This is a genomic window from Acinetobacter sp. Q85-2 (assembly GCF_013420555.1).
Classification (GTDB): Bacteria; Pseudomonadota; Gammaproteobacteria; order Pseudomonadales; family Moraxellaceae; genus Acinetobacter; species Acinetobacter indicus.
In genome coordinates this window covers 95590-116718 of the sequence record NZ_VOXW01000008.1, presented here as the reverse complement: position 1 = coordinate 116718, position 21129 = coordinate 95590, and the positions used below count along the sequence as shown (strand labels likewise).

Here is a 21129-nt window from a genome sequence, read left to right as displayed (position 1 = left end):
TTACACCTGAGTTAATGATTCAGAAGATTACATTCCCTGTAACTTTTTCACCATTTCGCCTAAACGTTGCCCTTGTGCTGCACACAAGATTTTTTCATCCTGACTTAAACTCTGGTCATGACGCGGGCCACTGACATGCGATGCACCATACGGTGTACCGCCGGTTTTGGTATTGGATAAAGCCGGATGAGCATTGCTGAGTCCCATAATCATCATGCCATGATGAAATAACGGCGGTAGCATGGTCAGCAAAGTGCTTTCCTGGCCACCGTGCTGTGAACCGGAAGAAGTAAATACACAGGCCGGTTTATCGTGCAGGGCGCCGCTTAGCCACAGACTGGTGGTCTGATCCCAGAAGAATTTCATTTCCGAGGCCATATTGCCAAAACGGGTCGGCGAACCAAGCGCAAGACCAGCACAGTTGGCCAGGTCATCCAGGCTACAGTAAATATCACCTTCGGCCGGAATACTCGGCTCGGCAGTTTTGACCACCGCGGCAATATTCGGTACTGTACGTATTTTTACCGCTACGCCTGCTGCCTCTACCCCGTTGGCAATCAGATGGGCCATTTCACGGGTGCTGCCATATTTGCTGTAATACAGAACTAAAACATAGGGTTGCATAATGTTATCTGTAGAGTAAAAAAGAAAACTATACGGTATTTTGCTGTATTTTTGGTTAAGCTGGCACAGGAAAACACAGAAAGATCACTAAAAAAATCGAGACTTTAGCCGCATGATTGTTGAGTATTTAAAAAAGCTGCCCTTTTATGACCACCAGTGGTTTCAATTCGTGCTGTTTGTATTACGCCGTTTTGAAGCAGACCGCTGTCGTGAACAGGCCGGCTCGCTCACCTATACCACACTGTTTGCGGTGGTGCCAATGCTGACGGTTTTTCTGGTCATCATCTCCTCGATTAAAGCTTTAGAACCGGCGCGTCAGCAGTTACAGCAGCTGATTTACAGCAACTTTCTGCCCAAAACCACCATCGCCTTTGATAAGGCCCTGAATGCCTTTACCGATAAATCCAGCAATCTCACCATTATCGGGATTCTGTTCCTGTTCATTACCACTGTACTGATGCTGACCAGTATCGAAACTGCCTTTAACCGGATTTGGCGGGTAAAAGAAACCCGAGGCGGGATTATGGGCTTTATGCGCTACTGGACCATTATTTCGCTGGGGCCGATTTTACTTGGCAGCGCCTTTGTGCTGTCATCTACCGTTGCCTCGATGAATGTACTGAGCAATAACTTTGCCGGTTATGAGGTCAACGGTGCTTTTATTCTGTGGATCATTTCCTTTTCCCTGACCATTGTCGGCTTTTTTATTCTGTACTGGACCATTCCCAACCGCAATGTGCCGATTAAAGCCGCGCTGATTGCCGGCGTCTTTAGTGCGGTGGTGTTTGAGGCATTAAAAAACCTGTTCGGCTTTATCATGTCGAATTTCACCAGTTATGAAATTGTCTATGGCGCCTTTGCTGCCGTGCCGATTTTCCTGCTGTGGATTTTTCTGTCGTGGAATATTATTTTGCTGGGCGTGGAAATCAGCTTTGCCCTCACCGCTTTTAATTCCGGCAAAGACCAGAAACGCCATCCGATGATTATGCTGCTGGACCTGCTGGAGCTGTTTTATCAAAAACAGAAAAAAGGCGAAAGCGTGACCGAGCAGGAAGCACTGGAAGTACTGGGCCGCGATGAAATTGGCCGTTTACCGAATTATATCTGGATGCTGGAGCAGCAAAACCTGATTAAACGCACCGATAACGATGAACTGGTGCTGGTACGAAATTTATCGCAGGTCAATTTCTGGAGTTTTTATACCCAGCTGCCTTATCCTCTACCACAGCGCAAAGATGTCGGCAATATTCATCCGGATGATGAATGGATGCAGAAACTCGGACCGGCGCTGATTGAAGCCGATGACTATCTGGCAGCCAAGCTGTCGATTCCATTGTCGAAAATTTTTGAAGAAAAATAGAGGTAGCACCTGCTGATCTTTAAGGCCGGGAAATAAGCGCCAGCTAAGCGGAAATTTCGCTGGTGCTTTTCCAGCAGATCAGCGCACCCAGACTGACCAGACTACAGCCGAGCCAGAACACCCAGCCAGGCTGTAGCTGCAACAGCCACATCGAGATCAATGAAGACAGCACTGGAATAAAATAGGTGGCCAGAATTAGCAGCTGAATACGGCCAAACTGAATACTCTGGTTCCAGTTATGATAGGCCATCCCAATCAGGGCACCGGCCAGCACAATCCATCCCCATAGCGAAAGGCTTGGCCATTGCCATGGCTCATCCAGTCCTACATGCAGCGCCCACAGCAAACCCGCAGTCACCACAAAAAACAGTGACACTGCATTGCTGCCTTGGGCATAGGCTCGGGTCAGCGCCCCGTAGCAGGGCCATAACAAGGCCGCTAAAAATGCCAGACTATAAGCCAACGGATTTTCCGTCAGTACGCTCCAGAGCTGGGCCAAGTTCCAGATCTCCGGATTGACCACCAGCATCAAGCCCAGTACGGCCAGCAAAAAGCCTGGAATTACCGCCCAGTGATAACGCAGCTGTTTGGCCAGAATCGCCAGCACAATACTCAGCGGCGGCCACAGATAATTGATCATGGCAATCATCAGCACCTGTTCGCGCTGTGTCGATAAAGCAATCGACAGCAGGAACAGAATTTCATAGCTGACAAATAATGCCCCACTCCCCCAGAGATAGATTTTCGGCATCTGGCTAAGTTTGGGCCAACCTTGGTGCAGCAGAATCACCAGCGCACTGACACTATAAATAAGCGCAAGTGCCAGCACCGGACTGAGCTGCTCACTAATCAGCTTGACCACACCTACTAGGCTGGCCCAGATCAGCAGTGAGCTCAAGCCCAGTGCAGTAAAGCGTTGTGATTGGCTCAGCATCAGGCCACGCGCCGCTTGAACCAGCCCTGTGCGCTGACCATAACCACGCCCAGCATCACCAGGATAGCACCCATAATAAAGCTGTGTTCCAGTTGCTCACCCAGCAGCCACACGCCGAACAGCACCCCAAATAATGGGGTTAAAAAAGAAAATACCCCCAAGCGTGAGGCCAGATAGTTTTTCAGTAACCAGAACCAGATTAAATAACTGGCAAAAGAAATCAGAATGGCATGAAACAACAGGCTGCCAATAGCGACCGGACTCCAGTGCACCACCGCCTGTCCGGACCAGTAGGCCAAAGGGAATAGCACGATAAAACCGCCCAGCAGCTGATAGAACAAGGTTTGGGTGGCTGGTGCTTCGGCCAGCGGGGTTAAGCGCACCGCTATGGTAGTGGCCGCCCATAAAATACCGGCACATAAAGCCAGAAAGTCGCCATAGAGCATGGAACTGGTTGCGGCACTGAGCTGACTGTCACGCCCCAAAAAAGTCACCACAATGCCCAGAAAAGCCAGCAGAATACCGCTCCATTGCAGCAGGGAAAGCCGTTCACTGGGCAGCTTCCAGTGCAGGCCTAAAGCTACAAAAATTGGCGCGGTATACAGCAGCACCACGGTATGGGAGGCCGAGGTAAAGCGGATGGCTTCAGCCAGCATAAAAAATTCGGCGGCAAATAGCAGCCCGACCAGCAAGCCCGGATACAAATACGTCGGTGTCCATAAATGCACACCTTGAGCCAGCCGGATTAACGGCCAGACCAGCAGCGCAGAAATCCCGGAACGCAGCGCCATTTGCATTAGCGGTGAAATATCAGGCGCGGCAATTTTTAGCACCACCTGCTGCAGTCCCCAGAAAATACACAGCACAAACATTATACTGGCTGCTCTGGCATCCAGTGCCTGTCGTTGTTTCACCAAAATTCCTTGAAAATTCTCGTTTTTCCCTAGCCTACCTTAATTGAATTGGCAGGCATTTAAAATATGTGCTGCACGCTTTTCCTGCAATTTACACATAAACAGCTGCCATAAAAAAACGACCCGTGATGGGTCGTCCTGAGTCTGGCCTGTCACGTTTAGTTATCGCTGACAAAGGCAATATCACTGAGTCCGGCTTCACTCGCACGTGACATTACCTGGGCAACGGTATCATAACGGGCATCTTTGTCGGCACGTAATTGTACCGTTGGCTTACGTTCCTGCTCGCCTGCCGCATTTAAACGGTTTTCCAGCTCATCCAGACTGATGATCTGATCATCCCAGGCCACTTCACCCGAAGCATTAATGCTAACGGTAATCGCCTGTGGTGGTGGATCAATAATTTCTGCCGTGGTTTCTGGCAAGGTTAATGGTATTGATGGGTTGGCAACGGTCGCTGTCACCAGGAAGATGATCATCAAGACCAGCATAATGTCGATGAGCGGAATGAGGTTCATCTCATTCATGCCGCTATCGTTGTCTTCACCCAATTGAAATGCCATTAAGCCTGACCTCCCACTAAACCTTGCTGTGCAGTTTTCACTTCAGCCTGAGCGGTCGCAGAATCCTGCTGCAGCATGGTGTCAATTAACAGGTTGTGTGCATGATCTTGCAGTTCATGTGACAAGGTCCGGTTAAAACGGCTACAGATGTTATAGGCAATAACTGCTGGAATTGCGACAGCCAGACCAAAACCGGTCATGATCAGTGCTTCACCGACAGGCGTCGCCACTTGAGCAAGGCCAGCCTGACCGCTTTTACCCACCGCTACCAGCGCGTGGAAAATCCCCCATACAGTACCAAACAGACCGACAAACGGTGCCAGCGATGCAATAGTTCCGAGTACCGATACGCCTTTTTCTGCAGAGGCTTTTTCTGCCGAAATCTGGCGTAACAGCGCCTGCTCTGCCACGGCCTTGCGCTGTTCAAAACTTAAAGGCGCAAATTTGGCTTTCAGGCTGTTCAGCGCTTGAGCGAGTTGAGCATAGGCTTGCTGTTTAAGTTGGCGGGTGCCCATCAGACGCAGCACAAAAATTGTCCAGGTCGCAATCGACATTGCCAGTAACACGAAATACAGTGTTTTGCTGACTGCATCTGCATGTTGCCAATAAACTGAAAAGTTCATACTCGAACTCCTGATTAAAGTTAGCCGTTAGGATTCAATGTCAATTCAAAGGGTTGCTCGGCACGAATTGGATAAGCAACGCCATTTTCCTTGTACGGTTTGAATTTTGCACTACGCACAGCGCGTAAAATCTTTTCATCTAAAGCAGCAATGCCGCTTGAACGGGTAATCCGCGCACTGGTAATTGAGCCTTTTTCATTGGCTTCAATTAAGACCACAACGCTACGGGTTTCACCCTGTAAATCTCGGTTGGTATACGATGGTTTTGGTGAGCGGCTCCACTGCACGCCCGAGCCCCCAATTGATACCGATTTGGTTGCTGGCACAGCTGGTGCAGGCGGCGCTACTGGCGCAGGCTGTACCACCGGTTGCGGTGCCGGTTTCACCACTTTGGTTTCAGAAACCGTGGTGGTAACGGTTGGCGTTGGCTGCGGCGTTGGCTCAACCGGTTTGACCACAGGTTTTGGCGCTTCGGCCTTTTTCACCTGCTGGACTTTTTCCACTTTTTTCGGTGGTGGTGGCAATGGTTTTTCAACCACCTTCACTTCTTTGACTTCTGGTGGCTTAGGCTGTGCCGGTTTTGGTTCTGCTTTTGGTTGTGGCGGTAAAGGTTTTGGGGGTTCCTGAATTTTGACAAAGCGGACTTTTAGCGGCTCCTTGTCAATCGGTTTCAGTTCCGGTGATTCCATCTGGCTAACCGCCCACAACACCCCGATATGGCCAATAACCACGGCCACCAGTGCAGACAGCACTTTCTTTTTCATGGGATGAGGAGATTGCATCATGGGAGTAGAAGATGGACTCATTAAACTCAGTTACCTTAAAGAGGTGATAGCCAGTTTCAGATTTGACCTATCAAGCTCATCGGTTAGCACAATTAAAGTACCGCAATGATAAATGAGAAGTGTTTTCATTTGCAACAATTAATTTGGCTATTTTAATGGCTTTTTCAAATAATCAATAAAAAAGGCATACTAAAAGTATGCCTTTAAATCTGCTGATTCACAACAACTTATTGGAATACCACTGTTTTATTGCCATCGACAATAATCCGGTCTTCCAGATGCCATTTCACTGCACGCGCCAGCACGTTACGCTCCACATCCTGACCCAGTTCACGCAGCTGCTCGACCGTAAAATCGTGGCTGACACGCTCCACATCCTGCTCGATAATCGGGCCCTGGTCTAAATCCGCGGTCACATAGTGCGCAGTTGCCCCAATCAGTTTCACGCCTTTGTCATAGGCTTGCTGATACGGGTTGGCGCCAACGAAAGCTGGCAGGAAGGAATGGTGAATATTGATCACTTTCATTTCCCATTTGCTGACAAATTCTTCATCCAGAATCTGCATATAACGTGCCAGCACCAGTACATCATTGCCCTGCATCAATTCATCAATTTTGGCATAGGCTTCGCGTTTATTTTCCTTGTTAACCGGCACCACTTCAAATGGAATACCAAAGTTCTCAACCGCTTCACGTAAAGTTTCGTGATTCGACACCACTTTGGTGATTTCACACGGCAGACCACCACGCGCATGACGCCATAACAGTTCCAGCAAGGCATGATCGACTTTAGACACTAAAATACCGACCTTTTTCACATCGGCCACCAAGGCCAGACGCCATTGCATTTCATAACGCTCGGCCACATTGCTGGCAAAGGTCTGGATCAGGCTTTCACGACGGCTTTGCAGATGATCCAGCTCGAATTCAACGCGCATGAAATAACGCCCGCCCTGAGCTTCAGTCGCGTATTGATCAAGTGCGGTAATATTTGCTCCCTGATGATACAAAAAGCTCGATACAGCCTGCACGATACCTGGCTTATCCTCACAAGTAATCAGTAAACGTGCAGTATTCGCAGTCGTCATATTCATGTTGGTTTATATCACTAATCAGTTAAATTGAAAAAATAAGCCGGCTATTCTAGCGCGTTTCCTTAACAGACTAAATAGGGGAATCAGTTTCTGTATTCTTGCTTGAAGATAAGCTGGCAAACAGTTCCGATGAACCCAGGGTCTGTAACAGGCCTTCATAGGTTTGACGGCTTTCACCACGCAAATACGCCCCTTCCAGGAATACCATCTGACGCAGCGCCTGCCAGACCCACTTCTCTTCCAGCGTATTCGAGTCGGTAATATGCCCCGACATATACAGGAAGTTGGTCCAGTTGGTCAGCACAATCCACAGGTTAATAATTAAGGCTTCAATTTCCGAGTCGGTCATTTCCATTAAACCGGCTTCCACGAAAGCTTTATAAATTTTTTGTCCCTGCTGCATCACCTGTCCGGCAAAACGCGGATACATTTTGCGGAAATCTTCGTTATTTTCCACCAGATGATAGACATCCCGATGCAAAAAGCGGTAGTTCCATAACTGGCTGCTAAGGACCTGAAAGTAATGAATCTTATCGTTGGCATCCAGCGGACGGTCATCTGGCAAGGCCAGCATGCTCAGGGTTTCGGCCTGATACTGCTCCATCAGCTCTTTAATAATTTCGTTTTTATTGCGGAAATGATAGTACAAATTACCCGGACTCATACCCAATTCAGCTGCAATATGATTGGTCGTCACGACACGTTCGCCACGTTCATTAAAAAGTTGCAGGCTTAACTGCAAAATACGTTCTTTGGTTTTCACCGTTTTCGAGTGTGACATCCTAAAGTAACCATTCTTTCAAACTGTTAAGAAACTAACAGATAAAGTAACTTGACTATTTAGAGTAAATACTCTAAAAACTAAATTAATTGATTCAATCGAATGGTAACACGCCATGAACAGTCAAACAAAAACAACTTCGATGACCACTCCCGACAGCACGCCCCATAACCTTGATGCACAACGTTTACATGATGTTCTGGCCCTGCAGAAATACGCCTATCAGCGCTATCCGCTGCCAACCGCCAAAGAACGGATTGACCGTCTGGCACGGTTAAAACGGGTGCTGGTTAAATATCAGGATCAGTTTGCCGAAGCAATTAATGAAGACTATGGTAACCGTTCGATGGGCGAGACCAAAATTGGCGAATTACTCACCTGCCTTGAACATATCAAATACTACAGCAAAAACCTCAGTGGCTGGATGAAACCATCCAAGCGACATGTCGGAATTATTCATCAGCCGGCCAAAGCCTGGGTGCAATACCAGCCTTTGGGTGTGGTCGGCATTATTGCACCGTGGAATTATCCGCTGTTACTGTCGGTCGGTCCGTTAATCTGCGCTTTAGCAGCCGGCAACCACGCCATGATTAAAATTTCCAGTGCCTCGATGCATTTTGGCCGTGTGCTGGAAAATGCCATTGCTGAAGCTTTCCCGCAGGAACTGGTGGCGGTCATTACCGGCGGCGGTGCGATTTCCGATACCTTTAGTCATCTGTCCTTCGATAAAATGATTTTTACCGGTTCGACCAATGTCGGTAAAACCGTGATGGCGGCGGCAGCCGAAAATCTGGTGCCGGTGATTTTAGAGCTGGGCGGTAAATCGCCCGTGCTGGTGCATCCATCAAGTGATATGGCCGATGTTGCCGAGCGGATTGCGGTTGGTAAACTCTGGAATGCCGGACAGACCTGCGTGGCACCGGACTATATGTTCCTGCCTAAAGGCAAAACCGCCGAATTCCTGGGTCATTATGAACAATATATTAAGCAGATGTATCCAAGTCTGCGCGACAATCAGGATTACACCTCCATTATTAATGACAAGCAGTACAACCGGCTGCAGGGCTATTTAGACAATGCCCGTGAACAGGGCGCCCAACTGATTGAAATCAATCCGCAAAATGAACTGCTGGACGATGTACGCAAAGTCGCTCCGACCGTACTGACCGGGGTCACCACCGAAATGCGCATCATGAAAGAGGAAATTTTCGGACCACTGCTGCCCATCATGGAATATGAACAAATTGATGATGTAATCGAGTTTATTAATAGCCGTCCGCGTCCACTTGCATTATACTACTTCGACTTTGATCAGGCGCGTGCCGACTATGTCGCACAGCGTACCCATTCAGGGCATTTCGGACAAAACATGGTACTGACCCATGTCGCACAGGATGACTTACCATTTGGTGGTGTCGGTGCGTCAGGGATGGGCAAATATCATGGTCCCGAAGGATTCTTCAGTTTGTCGCATGAACGCTCGGTGATGTCTAATCCGAAGCTGTATAGCTTGAAATACATCCTGCCGCCGTTCAATAAGCCGATTCACAGACTAATTTCAAAGATGCTTCTTCGCTAAATGATCAAGGCATGAGCTATTAGCATGGCTCATGCTGCGTTTTCCTGAAAATCGCTTGTCTTTTAAGCGCATTTTTGGTATAAAACGCCCCTTGAATGAATTCATCCGTTTATTTTTGACTGGCCATACAGATTTGCTGTTGGCTAAATCAATGGAGTTACACCATGTCTAAGGTTTGCCAAGTTACCGGCAAGCGTCCAGTCGTTGGTAACAACGTCTCACACGCCAACAACAAAACTAAGCGCCGGTTCGAGCCGAACCTGCACCACCACCGTTTCTGGTTAGAAAGCGAAAAACGTTTTGTACGTCTTCGTTTAACCACTAAAGGTATGCGTATTATCGACAAATTGGGCATTGAAAAGGTTGTTGCTGACCTACGTGCTCAAGGTCAAAAGATCTAAGTAAGGAGTCAGGACAATGCGTGATAAGATTCGCTTAGTTTCTACAGCTGGTACAGGTTATTTCTATACCACGACTAAAAACAAACGTACTATGCCGGAAAAAATGGAAATCAAAAAATTTGATCCAAAAATCCGTCAACACGTAATCTTCAAAGAAGCTAAAATCAAATAATTTTGGCTTTTTGAAAAAAACGACCTCTCTGCAGGTCGTTTTTTTTGCACTTTTTTTCTTCCAGTTGTTAAAATTTCCTGATCTTTTCAATCTGGCACTCTCTGTGCTTGTCTTTTTTACCCTTAACCTTGGCTTAAGGAGTTGTTAGTGCCGCATGATGTAGAACTTATTATCTTATTGGCTGTCGGCTTTGGACTGGCCTTACTGTTCGGCTATATTGCCGCCCGTTTACGTTTACCGCCCCTGATCGGTTATCTGGTGGCCGGTATCCTGATTAGTCCAAATACGCCCGGCGTGGTCGGTGATATTCACCTGGCCAACCAGCTGGCTGAACTGGGTGTGATGTTCCTGATGTTTGGCGTCGGGATGCATTTCTCGCTCAATGACCTGATGCAAGTCAAACGGATTGCCCTGCCCGGTGCCATCCTGCAGATTACTGTCGCCACTTTACTGGGGATTGGAGTCTCGATGATGTGGGGCTGGAGTTTCGGCTCTGCACTGGTGTTCGGTCTTAGCCTGTCCTGTGCCAGTACGGTAGTTCTACTCAAAGCACTGGGGGATCGCGGCCTGCTAGACTCGGTCAACGGCAAGATTGCCGTGGGCTGGCTGCTGGTCGAAGATCTGGTGATGGTACTGGTGCTGGTACTGTTACCGGCTACTGCGGTCCTGTTGGGTGGACAGGCACTTGCCGGTAGTGCAGCTGATGAAAACATCTGGCTGACACTGGGCATTACCCTGTTAAAAGTCACCGGCTTTATTGCCTTTATGCTGATTGTCGGAAAACGATTGGTACCCTGGATTATGCAGGTGGTGGCGCGTCTAGGTTCCCGTGAACTGTTTACCCTGACTGTGGTCGCGGCGGCCGTGTCAATTGCCTTTGGTGCCTATAAAGTCTTTGGTGTGTCGATGGCACTGGGCGCCTTCTTTGCCGGTATGGTGGTGAAAGAGTCTGACTTTAGCCATCGTGCTGAAGAAGAAACCCTGCCGCTACGGGAGATTTTCTCGATCCTGTTCTTCGTGTCGGTGGGGATGCTGTTTGACCCGCGGATTCTGCTGGAAGAACCGCTGCATGTGCTGGCAGTGGTCGGCATTATCATGATTGGTAAAACCATTGCCGCCATGGCCCTAGTCCTGTTCTTCCGCTACCCGATTAACACTGCATTAACGGTGGGTGCTTCACTGGCGCAGATTGGTGAATTCTCCTTTATTCTGGCCACGCTCGGCGTATCGTTACAGCTGCTGTCTCTAGAAGGTCAAAACCTGATTCTGGCCGGTGCCCTGATTTCCATTACCTTAAACACCTTCCTGTTTTCGGCGATTGAACCGGTACAGCGCTGGATTCGCGAGCGCTCACATCTAGCCCGTTTGCTGGAACGCAGTGGCGACCCGCTGGCGATGTTACCCGATGAAGTTTCACAAGATTATCTGCGGGATCAGGTCGTGATTATTGGCCATGGTGAAGTCGGCCGCCGTATTACCAAAAACCTGATGGCGGAAAATATCAAGGTGGTGATTGCCGAAGAAAACCGTGAGATTGTTGAAAACCTGCGGGAAAAAGGCATTGCTGCGGTATCTGGTGTGGCCACTGAGCCTGGAGTACTGATTCAGGCACATATTCAACATGCCCGTTTACTGGTGATTTCACCGATGGACATTATTGATATTCATAAAATTGTTGATATTGCGACTACTTTGAATCCGCAAATTCAGGTGCTGATCTGCGCGGAAAGCAAAGAAGAAGCCGAAGTCATTCGCCGTGACAATATCGGTGAGGTGTACTTTGCCAAAGAAGAAATGGCCAAGAACATGAGCAATCATATTTTAAACCAGATTGAAATTGCCCATCATCAACCACCCTCACATTAAGCCTCAGGCACAAAAAAGCGCACCTTCAGGTGCGCTTTTGCATTCCAGAGCATGAGCCGACTAGCTCAGATACTTCGGCTGCTCATCAACCACTTCGGCCTGCCATTCATTGACCTGCTTTTCCAGCAGCCCGAATAATGCGGCCTGAATCATGTGCTGGGCGACAATTGGCGTCTGATCTCCCAGCAGGGCTTTGACTTCATCATTAAACTGGATTTTGACCAGAGGTTCCTGTTCTGAACCAGCATTACGCAATGCCAACTCACCACCTTCAAGCTGAACCAATTCCAAAATCGCGTCCTGATTTCCAAATAAGGCTTTTAACTGTTCTATAGACATAATTCCTCCATGTTCAACATGGTGGCAAAGATGGACTCTTTGCATCGCTTAGATAGTTAATATGATGTCAGGTTTTCAGAATTCAAGGGACACTGGTCGGGTTTAGAATTCCACCATTTCATTTCTGAAACCATCAATTAACTGCATCAGCTCACGATGCCATTCACGCAGGATTTTGGTATCTGGCAGCCATGCTTGCGGGGTTTGAGTGACTTTAATAATCAGGTTCGATGAAGTCTCATCTTCCGGTTCCGGTGCGCTTGGCTCCGGCGTATACTGACAAAGACGATAAGCGCGTTTTAATTCAGCAATAAAGCCTTCTTTGGCCAGTTTTTGCAGAATCACCACTTCAGGCGATACCTGACCTTTGGCCGCCATCGCTTCTTCAATTGATTTTAAAGTCGGCTGCAGCTCATTCAGGCGGTAGTAACGCATCAGTTCCTGCAAAAAGGCCAGTACAGCACCATGCAGATGAAACACCGCTGCTTCGCGATGTGCCTGCGCCTGCTGGATATGTTCGGTTTGTTCGGCTTGCTGACATGAAAGACGGGCAAAATACAGTTTTTGATTGGTACGGTCGGCATGAAAGTGAGCAACACGGGACATGAATAGCGTTCCTAAATTTTGGCTTTTATTTCAACATTAAGCTTAAACGCTCTGCGTCCAAATGCCCAACAAAAAATACATATGAGCGCTATCATCAGCATCGATATTTTCTACGATAAGTTTAAATAGAGAAAAATGCAGCGCTAAAAAAGGAGCCACTAAGGACTCCTGTTGATGTTCAAGCTTTCGGCTTGTCTTCCGCAGCTTTAACGCGAATGCCAGCACCTTTGACTTTCAGGGTATTCAGGCCCTTAATCGCTTTGACGGCTTCACGACCATGCGGCATTTCCACAAAGCCAAACCCTTTGGACTTGCCACTGTCAGCCTCTTTAACAATCACCGCAGATTCGACTGTGCCAAACGGCTGAAACAGCGCCAGCAGTTCAGCATCGGTGATAGAACGCTCTAAATTACGTACAAGAATTTTCATTTACTTTTTCCAAATAGGCCAAATCATCCAAAAGCATGCGCCTACTCTACTCTGGAGATTGTGCATCAAGCTGCACAACACATGACTCTAGTTTAATCGAGATCAATCCCAAAATCTAAACGAATCTTCTGGCGTTCGATCAGCGCACTTTTAACAGTTTGTTCACGGGTTTTATAGTGGGTTTCACTTTGACACAGGTTACGGGTCAAATCGTTCAGAAAATAGCTTTCCACAGTACGCCCCTGTTCATCGACCGTATCTCTGGCCCACCAGCTGATGTTCTGCTTGGTCAGAATCAGCTCGTTTTGCGCCCGGGTTAAAGCCACATACAGCACCCGGCGTTCTTCTTCAACTTCGTCAAAATTCCCTTGCGCCCGTGCATGTGGATACTGCCCGGCAGTGACATTGGCCACATAGCAGACCTTCTGCTCGGTACCTTTGGCCGAGTGAATGGTAATGAGCGTGACCACATCATCATCTGACTGACGTTCAATTTCACTAATCGAAATCGGATCAAGCACATATTCTTCCAGAAACTCGCTGAGCTGACCGTGTTTGCTGGCCAGCTGCTTGACCAGATCAAAATCTTTAAGCCGTTTTGACCAGTCTTTTTTGGCGTAATTCTGTTCCAGCTGCTCCACCAGTGCCTCAATCGCCAGACTGACACAGACGTCGACTTCCTGTTTCAGTACCGCCATTTGCTTCATAATCAAAATGGTTTTATCCGGAATCCGGCCAAATTTCTCCAGCTTTTCCGCAATCTGCTCCATTTCCGGATTCAACAATAACTGCTGTGCCAGTTTACTGGCACCGACATCTCCCACGCCATTCCACAGGGTCAGAAAACGCATCCAGGCAATATCATCGGCCGGATTGGCAATGACCCGCAGCAGACTGAGCAAATCCTTAACGTGTGCCGATTCCAGTAATTTCATGCCGCCAATAAAACGATACGGAACATTGGCGGCAATAAAGGCCGCTTCAATATGCCGCGCGGCAAAACTGGAACGCACCAGCACCATATGCTCCTGCCATGCTGCGCCATGGATAAAGTGACGCTCTTTGATATCAATGGCAATCCATTTGGCTTCATCAAACTCATTCGGAAAAATGTGCATGCGCGGTTTTAAGCCGCTGCCGCGATACGCCTCCAGCCGTTTGTCATAGCCGATCGGACTTTGCTCCAGCAACCAGTTCGACAGATCCAAAATTTCCTGGGTTGAACGATAATTACGCTCCAGCTTATAAATCTGGGCACCCGGAACACGTTCTTTAAAGTGATGAATGTTTTCAAAGTCTGCACCACGGAAACCGTAAATCGACTGCGCATCATCACCAACACAGAACAGCTGCACCCGCTCTTTTAACGGCTCTAGTAAGGCCCATTGCAAAGGATTGGTGTCCTGCATTTCATCGACCAGCATGTGCTGGCACAACGACGCGACATAATCGACCAGCCCCTCTGATTGGGCCAGCGCCGAAGCGACAATTGCCAGAATATCGTCATAATCCAGAAAATGACGCGCCTGCTTGCGCGCTTCATATTCTTTCATGATCTCGGCAATCTGATCTTTATAATCCAGACATTCCGGTAACTGTTTTTCCAGGGCAATACTCAGTTTTTGCCGGGTATTGCGGGCAAATGAATACAGGTCACACAGCTGCTGTGGCTTGGGCAAGGCATTTGGATTTTTCTTGTCATCTTTACCACGCAGTAAACGGAACATCATGATCTGGTCATCACGATCAATAATCGAGAACTGTTCCAGCCCAAAGGCTTTTGGAATCCGGCGCAGCAGATACATACAGAAGGTATGGAAGGTCGAAGCACGCAAGCCCTTGGCCTGCTCGCCCAGCGCCAGTTCGACCCGCGCTACAATTTCGGCAGCGGCACGGCGGGTAAAGGTTAAAATCTGAATCTGGTTGGCCGGAACGCCCTGATCAATCAGATAAGCCGCACGCGCCACAATGGTTTTGGTTTTGCCACAGCCTGCCCCAGCCAAGACCAAACTGTGCTTTGCTTCAGTGGTGGCTGCATTTTTCTGTTGGGGATTTAACTCGTCGATGAGCTGTGCAAGTGACATACCAAATCATTTCTCGAAAATTCAAAGCGAGATCTTATCATAAGCATCCCATCAACATAAAAACTAGCCTATTTGTAAACCCGGATCGTTTTCGAATTGAGTACTTCGTATTGCAGCCCCAGCTGTCTGGTCGTTACGTCCAAAAATTCAAAAAAGTTCGCATTGCGTAAATGAAGGGGGAATTGATGATTCATGTCGACATCTGAATCCACAATCAGCGTGACCTTCTTTTCAATTGCCAGCAGATTTTTTAAAACGTTCAGATGTATCTCATCAAAATTAAAAGACAGTACTCTCGGCTGTGAGTTTTGCTGTACAGGATTTTTCTTGAGATAATTTTGCATATTTTCGCGGTAGGCTGGTTTTGCAAAACCGTGTACGGTGATGCAGCTTAATATCAAAACCAAGATGATCTTTTTCATGATTTCCCTATTTATCATTTTTTTAAACCCTTTTGGCATCTGGGTTTATCACGATTTCTTTAGCGATCGCATGACATTTTCGACGCTGTCGGTTAAATTATTTTCTGCATTTCGAATCGCATCTTCTACTGAAATATCAGGTAGATTAATGCCAATAATCTGTGTAAATCCCGCCTCTAGCAGTGGCTCAATATCTTCACCAATCATTCCTGCAAACGCATAGACCGGTTTATTCAAGCTTTTCGCAACCTGTGCCACGCCAAATGGGGTTTTGCCCATGAAGGTCTGCCGATCAATTTTCCCTTCGCCGGTCAGGACCACATCGGCCTGTGCAATTTTTTCAGCCAACCCGGTTTGCTGAATCAGCAGTTCAACACCTGACTGAATTTTTGCGCGAGCAAAAGCAAGCAAGCCAAAACCCAGTCCACCGGCAGCACCAGCCCCGGCCTGATGTTGGACCTTGACCCCAAGCGTTGTTTCAACCAGATTGGCAAAATAACCCAAGTTCTGATCGAGAATTTTGACCAGCTCCGGTGTGGCACCTTTTTGCGGTCCAAAAATGGCCGAGGCGCCATGTTCACCACAGAGCGGATTATTGACATCGCTGGCAATCAGCATCTCGGTGGTTGCCAAACGGGCATCCAAAGCACTAAGGTCAATCTCACAGATCTGCTTTAAATTGCCGCCACAAGGTTGCACCTCCAGGCCAGCCTGATCTAAAAATTTCACCCCCAACGCTTGCGCCATTCCACTGCCGGCATCATTGGTGACACTGCCGCCCAGTCCAATCACGATTTTAGACACGCCCAGATCCAGCGCCTGGCGGATCATCTCGCCAGTGCCATAAGTAGAAGTAAGCGCCGGATTGCGCTGCGCCAACGGAATAAGATGAATACCATTGGCCTTGGCCATTTCAATGACTGCAGTTTTGCCGTCGTCAATCAGGGCAAAGTAGCTTTCAACCTGTTGCTGCGGCAAAGGACCGCGTACCCGACACGAAACTTTCTGCCCGGTACATGCATTTAACAGGGCATCGACGGTGCCTTCACCGCCATCGGCCAGCGGTACCAAGCGACAGATTGCATCCGGAAACTGCCGCAAGATTCCGCGCTGCATGGCCTGGGCGGCCTGTACTGCGCTCAGGCTTTCTTTAAAGGAATCTGGTGCAATCACAAAACGAAGTGGCATGTGGTTTATCCCCAGCGTGGGTGTCCATTGTGGATAAGTGTTGACTTATCCGCATATTAGCGTAGCCAGCCAATTTCCGCAGCGGTCAGGTCATTAATCACGGTGTATTGCAGGCTGTCCGGCATTTTGCTGGTGCTGCTACTTAGCGGAATATGCCCGCCCATTAACTCAGCTTTCTGCTGTGGATAGCGTGGCTGTTGCTGCGGGTTGGCATAACCCAGCGGATAAATCGGCAGTCCGGTGGCCAGATCATATTTATCACGGGCGCCAAAAGCATGCAGTAATTCATGTGCCAGTACCACATGATTCTGCTGGTTCTGACGCTCGGCGGCAAACAGGTTAACCGAACCAATCCGGCCTTTTTCCAGCGCGGTAGAATGTTTTAAAGCTTTTTGATGGGCTGGATCATAATAGTTTAAATACAGGGTCACATGCGGTGCGCCATCAACCGACTGATGCTGACGCCAGGCATAAAACCGGAACTTGAGGCTCCAGATGATGCTATCGAGTAAAGAAGCCTGTTCCGGCACCTGTGGCGGCAACTGTTTCAGTTCCCGGCCAAGCTGCAGATAAAAATATACCGGTTGCTGGCGATACTGTGCCGCGGCCTGCTGCAAATACTGCTGCACCGTTTGAAAACTGCTGTTAGACAGCTGCTGGATATAACGCTGGGTGCTGTCCTGTCCATCGGCATTCACCGGATGCAAGAGCACCCGCACCGGTTTAGTCCAGTCCTGATTCTGGTCACGATAGGCATTTACCGCCACAATGAAAAGAATCAGCAACAGGATCAGGATACGAATCTTTTTCCACATCGGCTTAAGCGCTCTGTTTTTTGAGTTTTCTCAGATACATCTGACTCATTTCAATTTTGGTTTCAAACAGATTCAGAGTTTTAATGAGTCCGGAAAGCTTGGCCCGGCCATAGTTTCTGGAATCAAAATCCGGTTTTACCGCGCTGATATATTGCCCGACCATGCCCAGATTGGCCCAGCCATTTTCATCGGCATTGTCTTTGACTGCTTTATAAATCAGATTCAGTGTGGCGCGATCCATCATCTCTGCAGCCGGGTTTTCTTTCGGCACAGTGCTGGATTTTAGCTCGGAGTTTTTTGCACTTTCTAGGTTCTTTTTGTCCTGAACCGGGCTGATTTCATCTTCTTCAGCATTTTTCAGTTCATTTTCAGAGATCAGGTTTTCAATATAAATAAATTTATCACAGGCTTTTTTAAAGGCTTCCGGAGTGGATTTTTTGCCAAATCCATAAACACTGAGGCCATTTTCACGAATCCGTGAGGCCAGCGGAGTAAAGTCACTGTCACTGGACACAATACAGAAACCATCCAGCGCTCCGGCATAGAGCAAATCCATGGCATCAATAATCAGGATCATGTCGGTGGCATCTTTGCCTTTGGTATAGGCAAACTGCTGTACCGGGGTAATGGCATGCGGCAACAGCACATCACGCCACTTTTTCAGGGTTTCACTGCTCCAGTCCCCATAGACCCGTTTCACGCTGGCAATGCCATATTTGGCGACTTCTTCAAGCACCGAAGCAATAGCGTGAATCGAAGAGTTATCGGCATCAATTAACACCGCAAATTTTTTTGTTTGGATATCCACCGGTTCCCCAAGCGCTTATTATTCAAATTTATTGTGGAGTTGATTTTGACATAAAAAATGCCGATTGATGTCGGCATTTTTTATTTTTAGCTTTTAGGCTTCAACCCATTTGCCATCCTGATATACCAGACTCCATTTGGTCTGCTTGCCTTCAGGGGTTTCAGAGCCAATATATTGCGCCTGATTTTTACGGCTGAATTTCACCAGAGTCGGGTTGCCTTCTGGGTCTACATCGGGTGCTTGCAAAATGAATTGATATTTTGGATCAAGCTGGTCAGCAACCGTACGCAGTTCCGCCACCTTCGGTGCACGGGTTTCACGCACTTTCGGGAACTTGCTGGCCGCCAGGAATAGACCGGCAGCGCCATCACGCAGGACAAAGAAGTCATCGTGCTTGGTCGAGCGTAAATGTTCCATCTTGATGGGGTCGACACGCGGCGGCGCAGGCTGACCGTTTTTCAAGACTTTACGGGTATTGTCACAGCTGGTGCAGGCAAAGTATGGACCAAAACGGCCAGTTTTCAGCTGCATTTCGCCATCACATTTATCACATGGAATGGTCGGGCCATCATAGCCTTTAATCTTGAACTCGCCTTCTTCCAGCTCAAAACCGGCGCAGTCCGGGTTATTACCGCAAATATGCAATTTACGGCCACCATCAATCACGTAGCTATCCATGGCGGTTTCGCAAATCGGGCAGCGTTTTTTCGACATCAGGTCAGCAGTTTCAGCACTGTCATCATCTGACAGGGCTGCCAGAGATTCAACAGGTGTTAAATTCAAAGTGCCCTTACAGCGTTCTTTTGGCGGCAGGTTATAACCGGAACAGCCCAGGAATACCCCGGTAGTGCCGGTACGAATCTGCATTGGACGTTCGCATTCCGGACAATGCACGGCATCCACTTCCACCGGCAGGTTACGGCGCATGCCCTGTTCGCCCTGTGCATTGGTCAAACGGGTTTTAAAATCACCATAGAAGCTGTCGAGCAGATCTTTCCAGTTGCGTTCACCATCGGCCACTTTATCCAGCTGACCTTCTAAGTCCGCGGTAAAGTCGTAGTTCATCAGGTTGTTAAAGCTTTCATCCAGACGGTCGGTGACAATTTCACCCATCTTTTCCGCAAACAGGCGGCGGTTTTCCAGCTTGACATAACCACGGTCCTGAATGGTGGAAATAATCGCCGCATAGGTCGATGGACGGCCAATGCCACGTTTTTCCAGTTCTTTCACCAGCGAGGCTTCGGTAAAACGTGCCGGCGGCTTGGTAAAGTGTTGTGATGGGTCCAGCTTTTGCAGTTTCAGCACTTCGCCGACTTTCACTGCTGGCAGCAATACATCATCATCAGACTTGTTCTGACCACGCACTTTGGTAAAGCCATCAAAGACCAGGGTACGGCCTTTGGCTTTCAGTTCTACCCCATTGGCATTGACCAGAATGGTCGACGATAAATATTCGGCCGGAGTCATCTGACAGGCCACAAACTGACGCCAGATTAAATCGTATAAACGCTGGGCATCACGCTCGACACCGGCCAGGCTGTCGCCTTTCAGACCAACATTGGATGGACGAATCGCTTCGTGAGCCTCTTGCGCGCCGGCTTTGTTGCCGTAACGGTTTGGCTTGGCCGGTAAATATTTCTGGCCGTACTCGGATTCAATATGCGTACGCACCATATTCACGGCGTCATCACTCAGGAACGTCGAGTCGGTACGCATATAGGTAATAAAACCGGCTTCATACAGACGCTGTGCCAGCATCATGGTTTTCTTGACCGAGAAACCTAAGCGGGTACTGGCCGCCTGTTGCAGCGTTGAGGTGATATACGGCGCACTCGGATTCACCTTGGTCGGCTTGTCTTCACGTGCAGCCACCGTATAGTCTGCATCTTTAATCAGGTTCAGCAAGGCATCGGTTTCAGCCTTGTTACGCAGCTTTAGGGTCTTGCCATTTTGCTTGACTGCTTCCAGACGAATATCATCTTGTGCAGATTTGGTATCGGCAAATACCTGCCAGTATTCTTCCGGAATGAAGGCACGAATTTCACGTTCACGCTCTACCACCAGTTTCACGGCTACTGACTGGACACGACCGGCTGACAGACCACGGGCAATTTTTTCCCACAGCAATGGCGAAATCATAAAGCCAACCACACGGTCCAGGAAACGGCGCGCCTGCTGCGCATTGACTTTATTGGTGTCTAGACGTGCCGGATGCTTAAAGGCTTCCTGAATGGCATTTTTGGTAATTTCGTTAAATACCACACGCTGATAACGCGCATCATCACCGCCAATGACTTCTTTTAAATGCCAGGCAATGGCTTCCCCTTCACGGTCCAAATCCGTTGCCAGATAGACTTCATCGACCTGCGATGCCAGTTTTTTCAATTCAGCAACAACATTTTCCTTGCCCGGTAGCACTTCATACTGGGCTTTCCAGCCATGCTCCGGGTCTACCCCCATGCGGTTGACCAAGGCCTGCTGAGCTTTTTCTGCTTTTTGTGCTTCGGTCAGTTTGGCACGTGTGGTGGTTTTCTTTTCTGTACTTTTACTGGCGCCTGTAGGCAAATCACGCACGTGACCGACCGACGACTTTACAATGTAATTCGAACCGAGGTATTTGTTGATTGTTTTCGCTTTTGCAGGCGACTCCACAATCACCAAGGCACGCTTAGCGCCATCGGCAGATTTTGCTGTAGTGCTTTTCGATGTGGAGCGAGGAGCGTTCGCCATAGTTAACCGTA

Annotated in this window: 22 protein-coding genes; 5 read left to right on the top strand and 17 right to left on the bottom strand. The window is 48.4% G+C overall.

The window, feature by feature from the left end; genetic code table 11:
* Positions 1–27: 27 nt before the first annotated feature.
* Positions 28–624 carry an NAD(P)H:quinone oxidoreductase gene (gene wrbA, locus FTT68_RS06455; RefSeq protein WP_016659569.1) on the bottom strand — a complete coding sequence of 199 codons (597 nt, stop codon included), beginning with the start codon at positions 622–624 and terminating at the stop codon, positions 28–30.
* A 112-nt stretch (positions 625–736) separates the two neighbouring features.
* On the opposite strand from wrbA, the gene FTT68_RS06450 reads away from it, so the two are divergent.
* Positions 737–1984, top strand: coding sequence for a YihY family inner membrane protein (locus FTT68_RS06450; protein ID WP_005182132.1), 1248 nt, complete (start codon positions 737–739; stop codon positions 1982–1984).
* A gap of 43 nt (positions 1985–2027) precedes the next feature.
* Here FTT68_RS06450 and yddG read toward each other — a convergent pair whose 3' ends face one another.
* The 7 genes from yddG to FTT68_RS06415 form a co-directional block, all read right to left on the bottom strand.
* The gene (gene yddG, locus FTT68_RS06445) at positions 2028–2918 is read right to left on the bottom strand and encodes an aromatic amino acid DMT transporter YddG (RefSeq protein ID WP_160241633.1); all 891 of its coding nucleotides are present in this window, start codon (positions 2916–2918) and stop codon (positions 2028–2030) included.
* Entirely contained in the window at positions 2918–3832 is a 915-nt protein-coding gene (locus tag FTT68_RS06440; protein ID WP_127799009.1) for a DMT family transporter, read from the bottom strand. The genes yddG and FTT68_RS06440 overlap by 1 nt, the downstream gene beginning before the upstream one ends.
* 158 nt (positions 3833–3990) lie before the next feature.
* A complete protein-coding gene (locus FTT68_RS06435; RefSeq protein ID WP_005182129.1) occupies positions 3991–4395 on the bottom strand; it encodes a biopolymer transporter ExbD in 405 nt (134 codons plus the stop codon).
* Complete coding sequence (locus tag FTT68_RS06430) at positions 4395–5018, bottom strand: MotA/TolQ/ExbB proton channel family protein (RefSeq protein ID WP_005182127.1); 624 nt, start codon at positions 5016–5018, stop codon at positions 4395–4397. The genes FTT68_RS06435 and FTT68_RS06430 overlap by 1 nt, the downstream gene beginning before the upstream one ends.
* A 20-nt stretch (positions 5019–5038) precedes the next feature.
* On the bottom strand, positions 5039–5824 hold the full coding sequence (locus FTT68_RS06425; protein ID WP_016659573.1) for an energy transducer TonB: 786 nt from the start codon (positions 5822–5824) through the stop codon (positions 5039–5041).
* Between the two features lie 206 nt (positions 5825–6030).
* The gene (gene purU / locus FTT68_RS06420) at positions 6031–6897 is read right to left on the bottom strand and encodes a formyltetrahydrofolate deformylase (RefSeq protein ID WP_005182122.1); all 867 of its coding nucleotides are present in this window, start codon (positions 6895–6897) and stop codon (positions 6031–6033) included.
* Between the two features lie 70 nt (positions 6898–6967).
* Entirely contained in the window at positions 6968–7678 is a 711-nt protein-coding gene (locus tag FTT68_RS06415; RefSeq protein WP_005182118.1) for a TetR/AcrR family transcriptional regulator, read from the bottom strand.
* 115 nt (positions 7679–7793) lie between these two features.
* Here FTT68_RS06415 and FTT68_RS06410 point away from each other — a divergent pair, with 115 nt between their 5' ends.
* From FTT68_RS06410 to FTT68_RS06395, 4 genes are all read left to right on the top strand, one after another.
* Entirely contained in the window at positions 7794–9257 is a 1464-nt protein-coding gene (locus FTT68_RS06410) for a coniferyl aldehyde dehydrogenase (protein WP_005182115.1), read from the top strand.
* Between the two features lie 164 nt (positions 9258–9421).
* On the top strand, positions 9422–9658 hold the full coding sequence (gene rpmB, locus FTT68_RS06405) for a 50S ribosomal protein L28 (protein WP_000048256.1): 237 nt from the start codon (positions 9422–9424) through the stop codon (positions 9656–9658).
* A gap of 16 nt (positions 9659–9674) precedes the next feature.
* Entirely contained in the window at positions 9675–9830 is a 156-nt protein-coding gene (gene rpmG, locus FTT68_RS06400) for a 50S ribosomal protein L33 (protein ID WP_003654787.1), read from the top strand.
* 147 nt (positions 9831–9977) lie between these two features.
* A complete protein-coding gene (locus tag FTT68_RS06395) occupies positions 9978–11696 on the top strand; it encodes a cation:proton antiporter (RefSeq protein ID WP_075167257.1) in 1719 nt (572 codons plus the stop codon).
* A gap of 60 nt (positions 11697–11756) precedes the next feature.
* On the opposite strand, the gene FTT68_RS06390 is transcribed toward FTT68_RS06395, so the two are convergent.
* From FTT68_RS06390 to topA, 9 genes are all read right to left on the bottom strand, one after another.
* Positions 11757–12035, bottom strand: a complete 279-nt coding sequence (locus tag FTT68_RS06390; RefSeq protein ID WP_005182110.1) for a hypothetical protein — start codon at positions 12033–12035, stop codon at positions 11757–11759.
* A gap of 102 nt (positions 12036–12137) precedes the next feature.
* The gene (locus FTT68_RS06385) at positions 12138–12641 is read right to left on the bottom strand and encodes a DUF6586 family protein (protein WP_180175240.1); all 504 of its coding nucleotides are present in this window, start codon (positions 12639–12641) and stop codon (positions 12138–12140) included.
* A 178-nt stretch (positions 12642–12819) separates the two neighbouring features.
* The gene (locus FTT68_RS06380; protein WP_005182105.1) at positions 12820–13071 is read right to left on the bottom strand and encodes an RNA-binding protein; all 252 of its coding nucleotides are present in this window, start codon (positions 13069–13071) and stop codon (positions 12820–12822) included.
* A gap of 92 nt (positions 13072–13163) precedes the next feature.
* A complete protein-coding gene (locus tag FTT68_RS06375; RefSeq protein WP_180006784.1) occupies positions 13164–15155 on the bottom strand; it encodes an ATP-dependent helicase in 1992 nt (663 codons plus the stop codon).
* Positions 15156–15223: 68 nt separating this feature from the next.
* Positions 15224–15577 carry a hypothetical protein gene (locus tag FTT68_RS06370; protein ID WP_180006783.1) on the bottom strand — a complete coding sequence of 118 codons (354 nt, stop codon included), beginning with the start codon at positions 15575–15577 and terminating at the stop codon, positions 15224–15226.
* Between the two features lie 48 nt (positions 15578–15625).
* On the bottom strand, positions 15626–16765 hold the full coding sequence (locus tag FTT68_RS06365) for a glycerate kinase (protein ID WP_180083858.1): 1140 nt from the start codon (positions 16763–16765) through the stop codon (positions 15626–15628).
* Between the two features lie 56 nt (positions 16766–16821).
* The gene (locus FTT68_RS06360; RefSeq protein ID WP_168381745.1) at positions 16822–17580 is read right to left on the bottom strand and encodes a hypothetical protein; all 759 of its coding nucleotides are present in this window, start codon (positions 17578–17580) and stop codon (positions 16822–16824) included.
* 4 nt (positions 17581–17584) lie between these two features.
* Complete coding sequence (locus FTT68_RS06355) at positions 17585–18388, bottom strand: NYN domain-containing protein (RefSeq protein WP_005182091.1); 804 nt, start codon at positions 18386–18388, stop codon at positions 17585–17587.
* Positions 18389–18481: 93 nt separating this feature from the next.
* The gene (topA, locus tag FTT68_RS06350) at positions 18482–21118 is read right to left on the bottom strand and encodes a type I DNA topoisomerase (protein WP_005182090.1); all 2637 of its coding nucleotides are present in this window, start codon (positions 21116–21118) and stop codon (positions 18482–18484) included.
* Between the last annotated feature and the right edge of the window lie 11 nt (positions 21119–21129).

Excerpts from the sequence above, each read along its gene's own strand:
- wrbA (WP_016659569.1), bottom strand. The coding sequence starts at position 624 with ATGCAACCCTATGTTTTAGTTCTGTATTACAGCAAATATGGCAGCACC.
- FTT68_RS06450 (WP_005182132.1), top strand. The coding sequence starts at position 737 with ATGATTGTTGAGTATTTAAAAAAGCTGCCCTTTTATGACCACCAGTGG.
- yddG (WP_160241633.1), bottom strand. The coding sequence starts at position 2,918 with ATGCTGAGCCAATCACAACGCTTTACTGCACTGGGCTTGAGCTCACTG.
- FTT68_RS06435 (WP_005182129.1), bottom strand. The coding sequence starts at position 4,395 with ATGGCATTTCAATTGGGTGAAGACAACGATAGCGGCATGAATGAGATG.
- FTT68_RS06430 (WP_005182127.1), bottom strand. The coding sequence starts at position 5,018 with ATGAACTTTTCAGTTTATTGGCAACATGCAGATGCAGTCAGCAAAACA.
- FTT68_RS06425 (WP_016659573.1), bottom strand. The coding sequence starts at position 5,824 with ATGAGTCCATCTTCTACTCCCATGATGCAATCTCCTCATCCCATGAAA.
- purU (WP_005182122.1), bottom strand. The coding sequence starts at position 6,897 with ATGAATATGACGACTGCGAATACTGCACGTTTACTGATTACTTGTGAG.
- FTT68_RS06415 (WP_005182118.1), bottom strand. The coding sequence starts at position 7,678 with ATGTCACACTCGAAAACGGTGAAAACCAAAGAACGTATTTTGCAGTTA.
- FTT68_RS06410 (WP_005182115.1), top strand. The coding sequence starts at position 7,794 with ATGAACAGTCAAACAAAAACAACTTCGATGACCACTCCCGACAGCACG.
- rpmB (WP_000048256.1), top strand. The coding sequence starts at position 9,422 with ATGTCTAAGGTTTGCCAAGTTACCGGCAAGCGTCCAGTCGTTGGTAAC.
- rpmG (WP_003654787.1), top strand. The coding sequence starts at position 9,675 with ATGCGTGATAAGATTCGCTTAGTTTCTACAGCTGGTACAGGTTATTTC.
- FTT68_RS06390 (WP_005182110.1), bottom strand. The coding sequence starts at position 12,035 with ATGTCTATAGAACAGTTAAAAGCCTTATTTGGAAATCAGGACGCGATT.
- FTT68_RS06385 (WP_180175240.1), bottom strand. The coding sequence starts at position 12,641 with ATGTCCCGTGTTGCTCACTTTCATGCCGACCGTACCAATCAAAAACTG.
- FTT68_RS06380 (WP_005182105.1), bottom strand. The coding sequence starts at position 13,071 with ATGAAAATTCTTGTACGTAATTTAGAGCGTTCTATCACCGATGCTGAA.
- FTT68_RS06375 (WP_180006784.1), bottom strand. The coding sequence starts at position 15,155 with ATGTCACTTGCACAGCTCATCGACGAGTTAAATCCCCAACAGAAAAAT.
- FTT68_RS06370 (WP_180006783.1), bottom strand. The coding sequence starts at position 15,577 with ATGAAAAAGATCATCTTGGTTTTGATATTAAGCTGCATCACCGTACAC.
- FTT68_RS06365 (WP_180083858.1), bottom strand. The coding sequence starts at position 16,765 with ATGCCACTTCGTTTTGTGATTGCACCAGATTCCTTTAAAGAAAGCCTG.
- FTT68_RS06360 (WP_168381745.1), bottom strand. The coding sequence starts at position 17,580 with ATGTGGAAAAAGATTCGTATCCTGATCCTGTTGCTGATTCTTTTCATT.
- topA (WP_005182090.1), bottom strand. The coding sequence starts at position 21,118 with ATGGCGAACGCTCCTCGCTCCACATCGAAAAGCACTACAGCAAAATCT.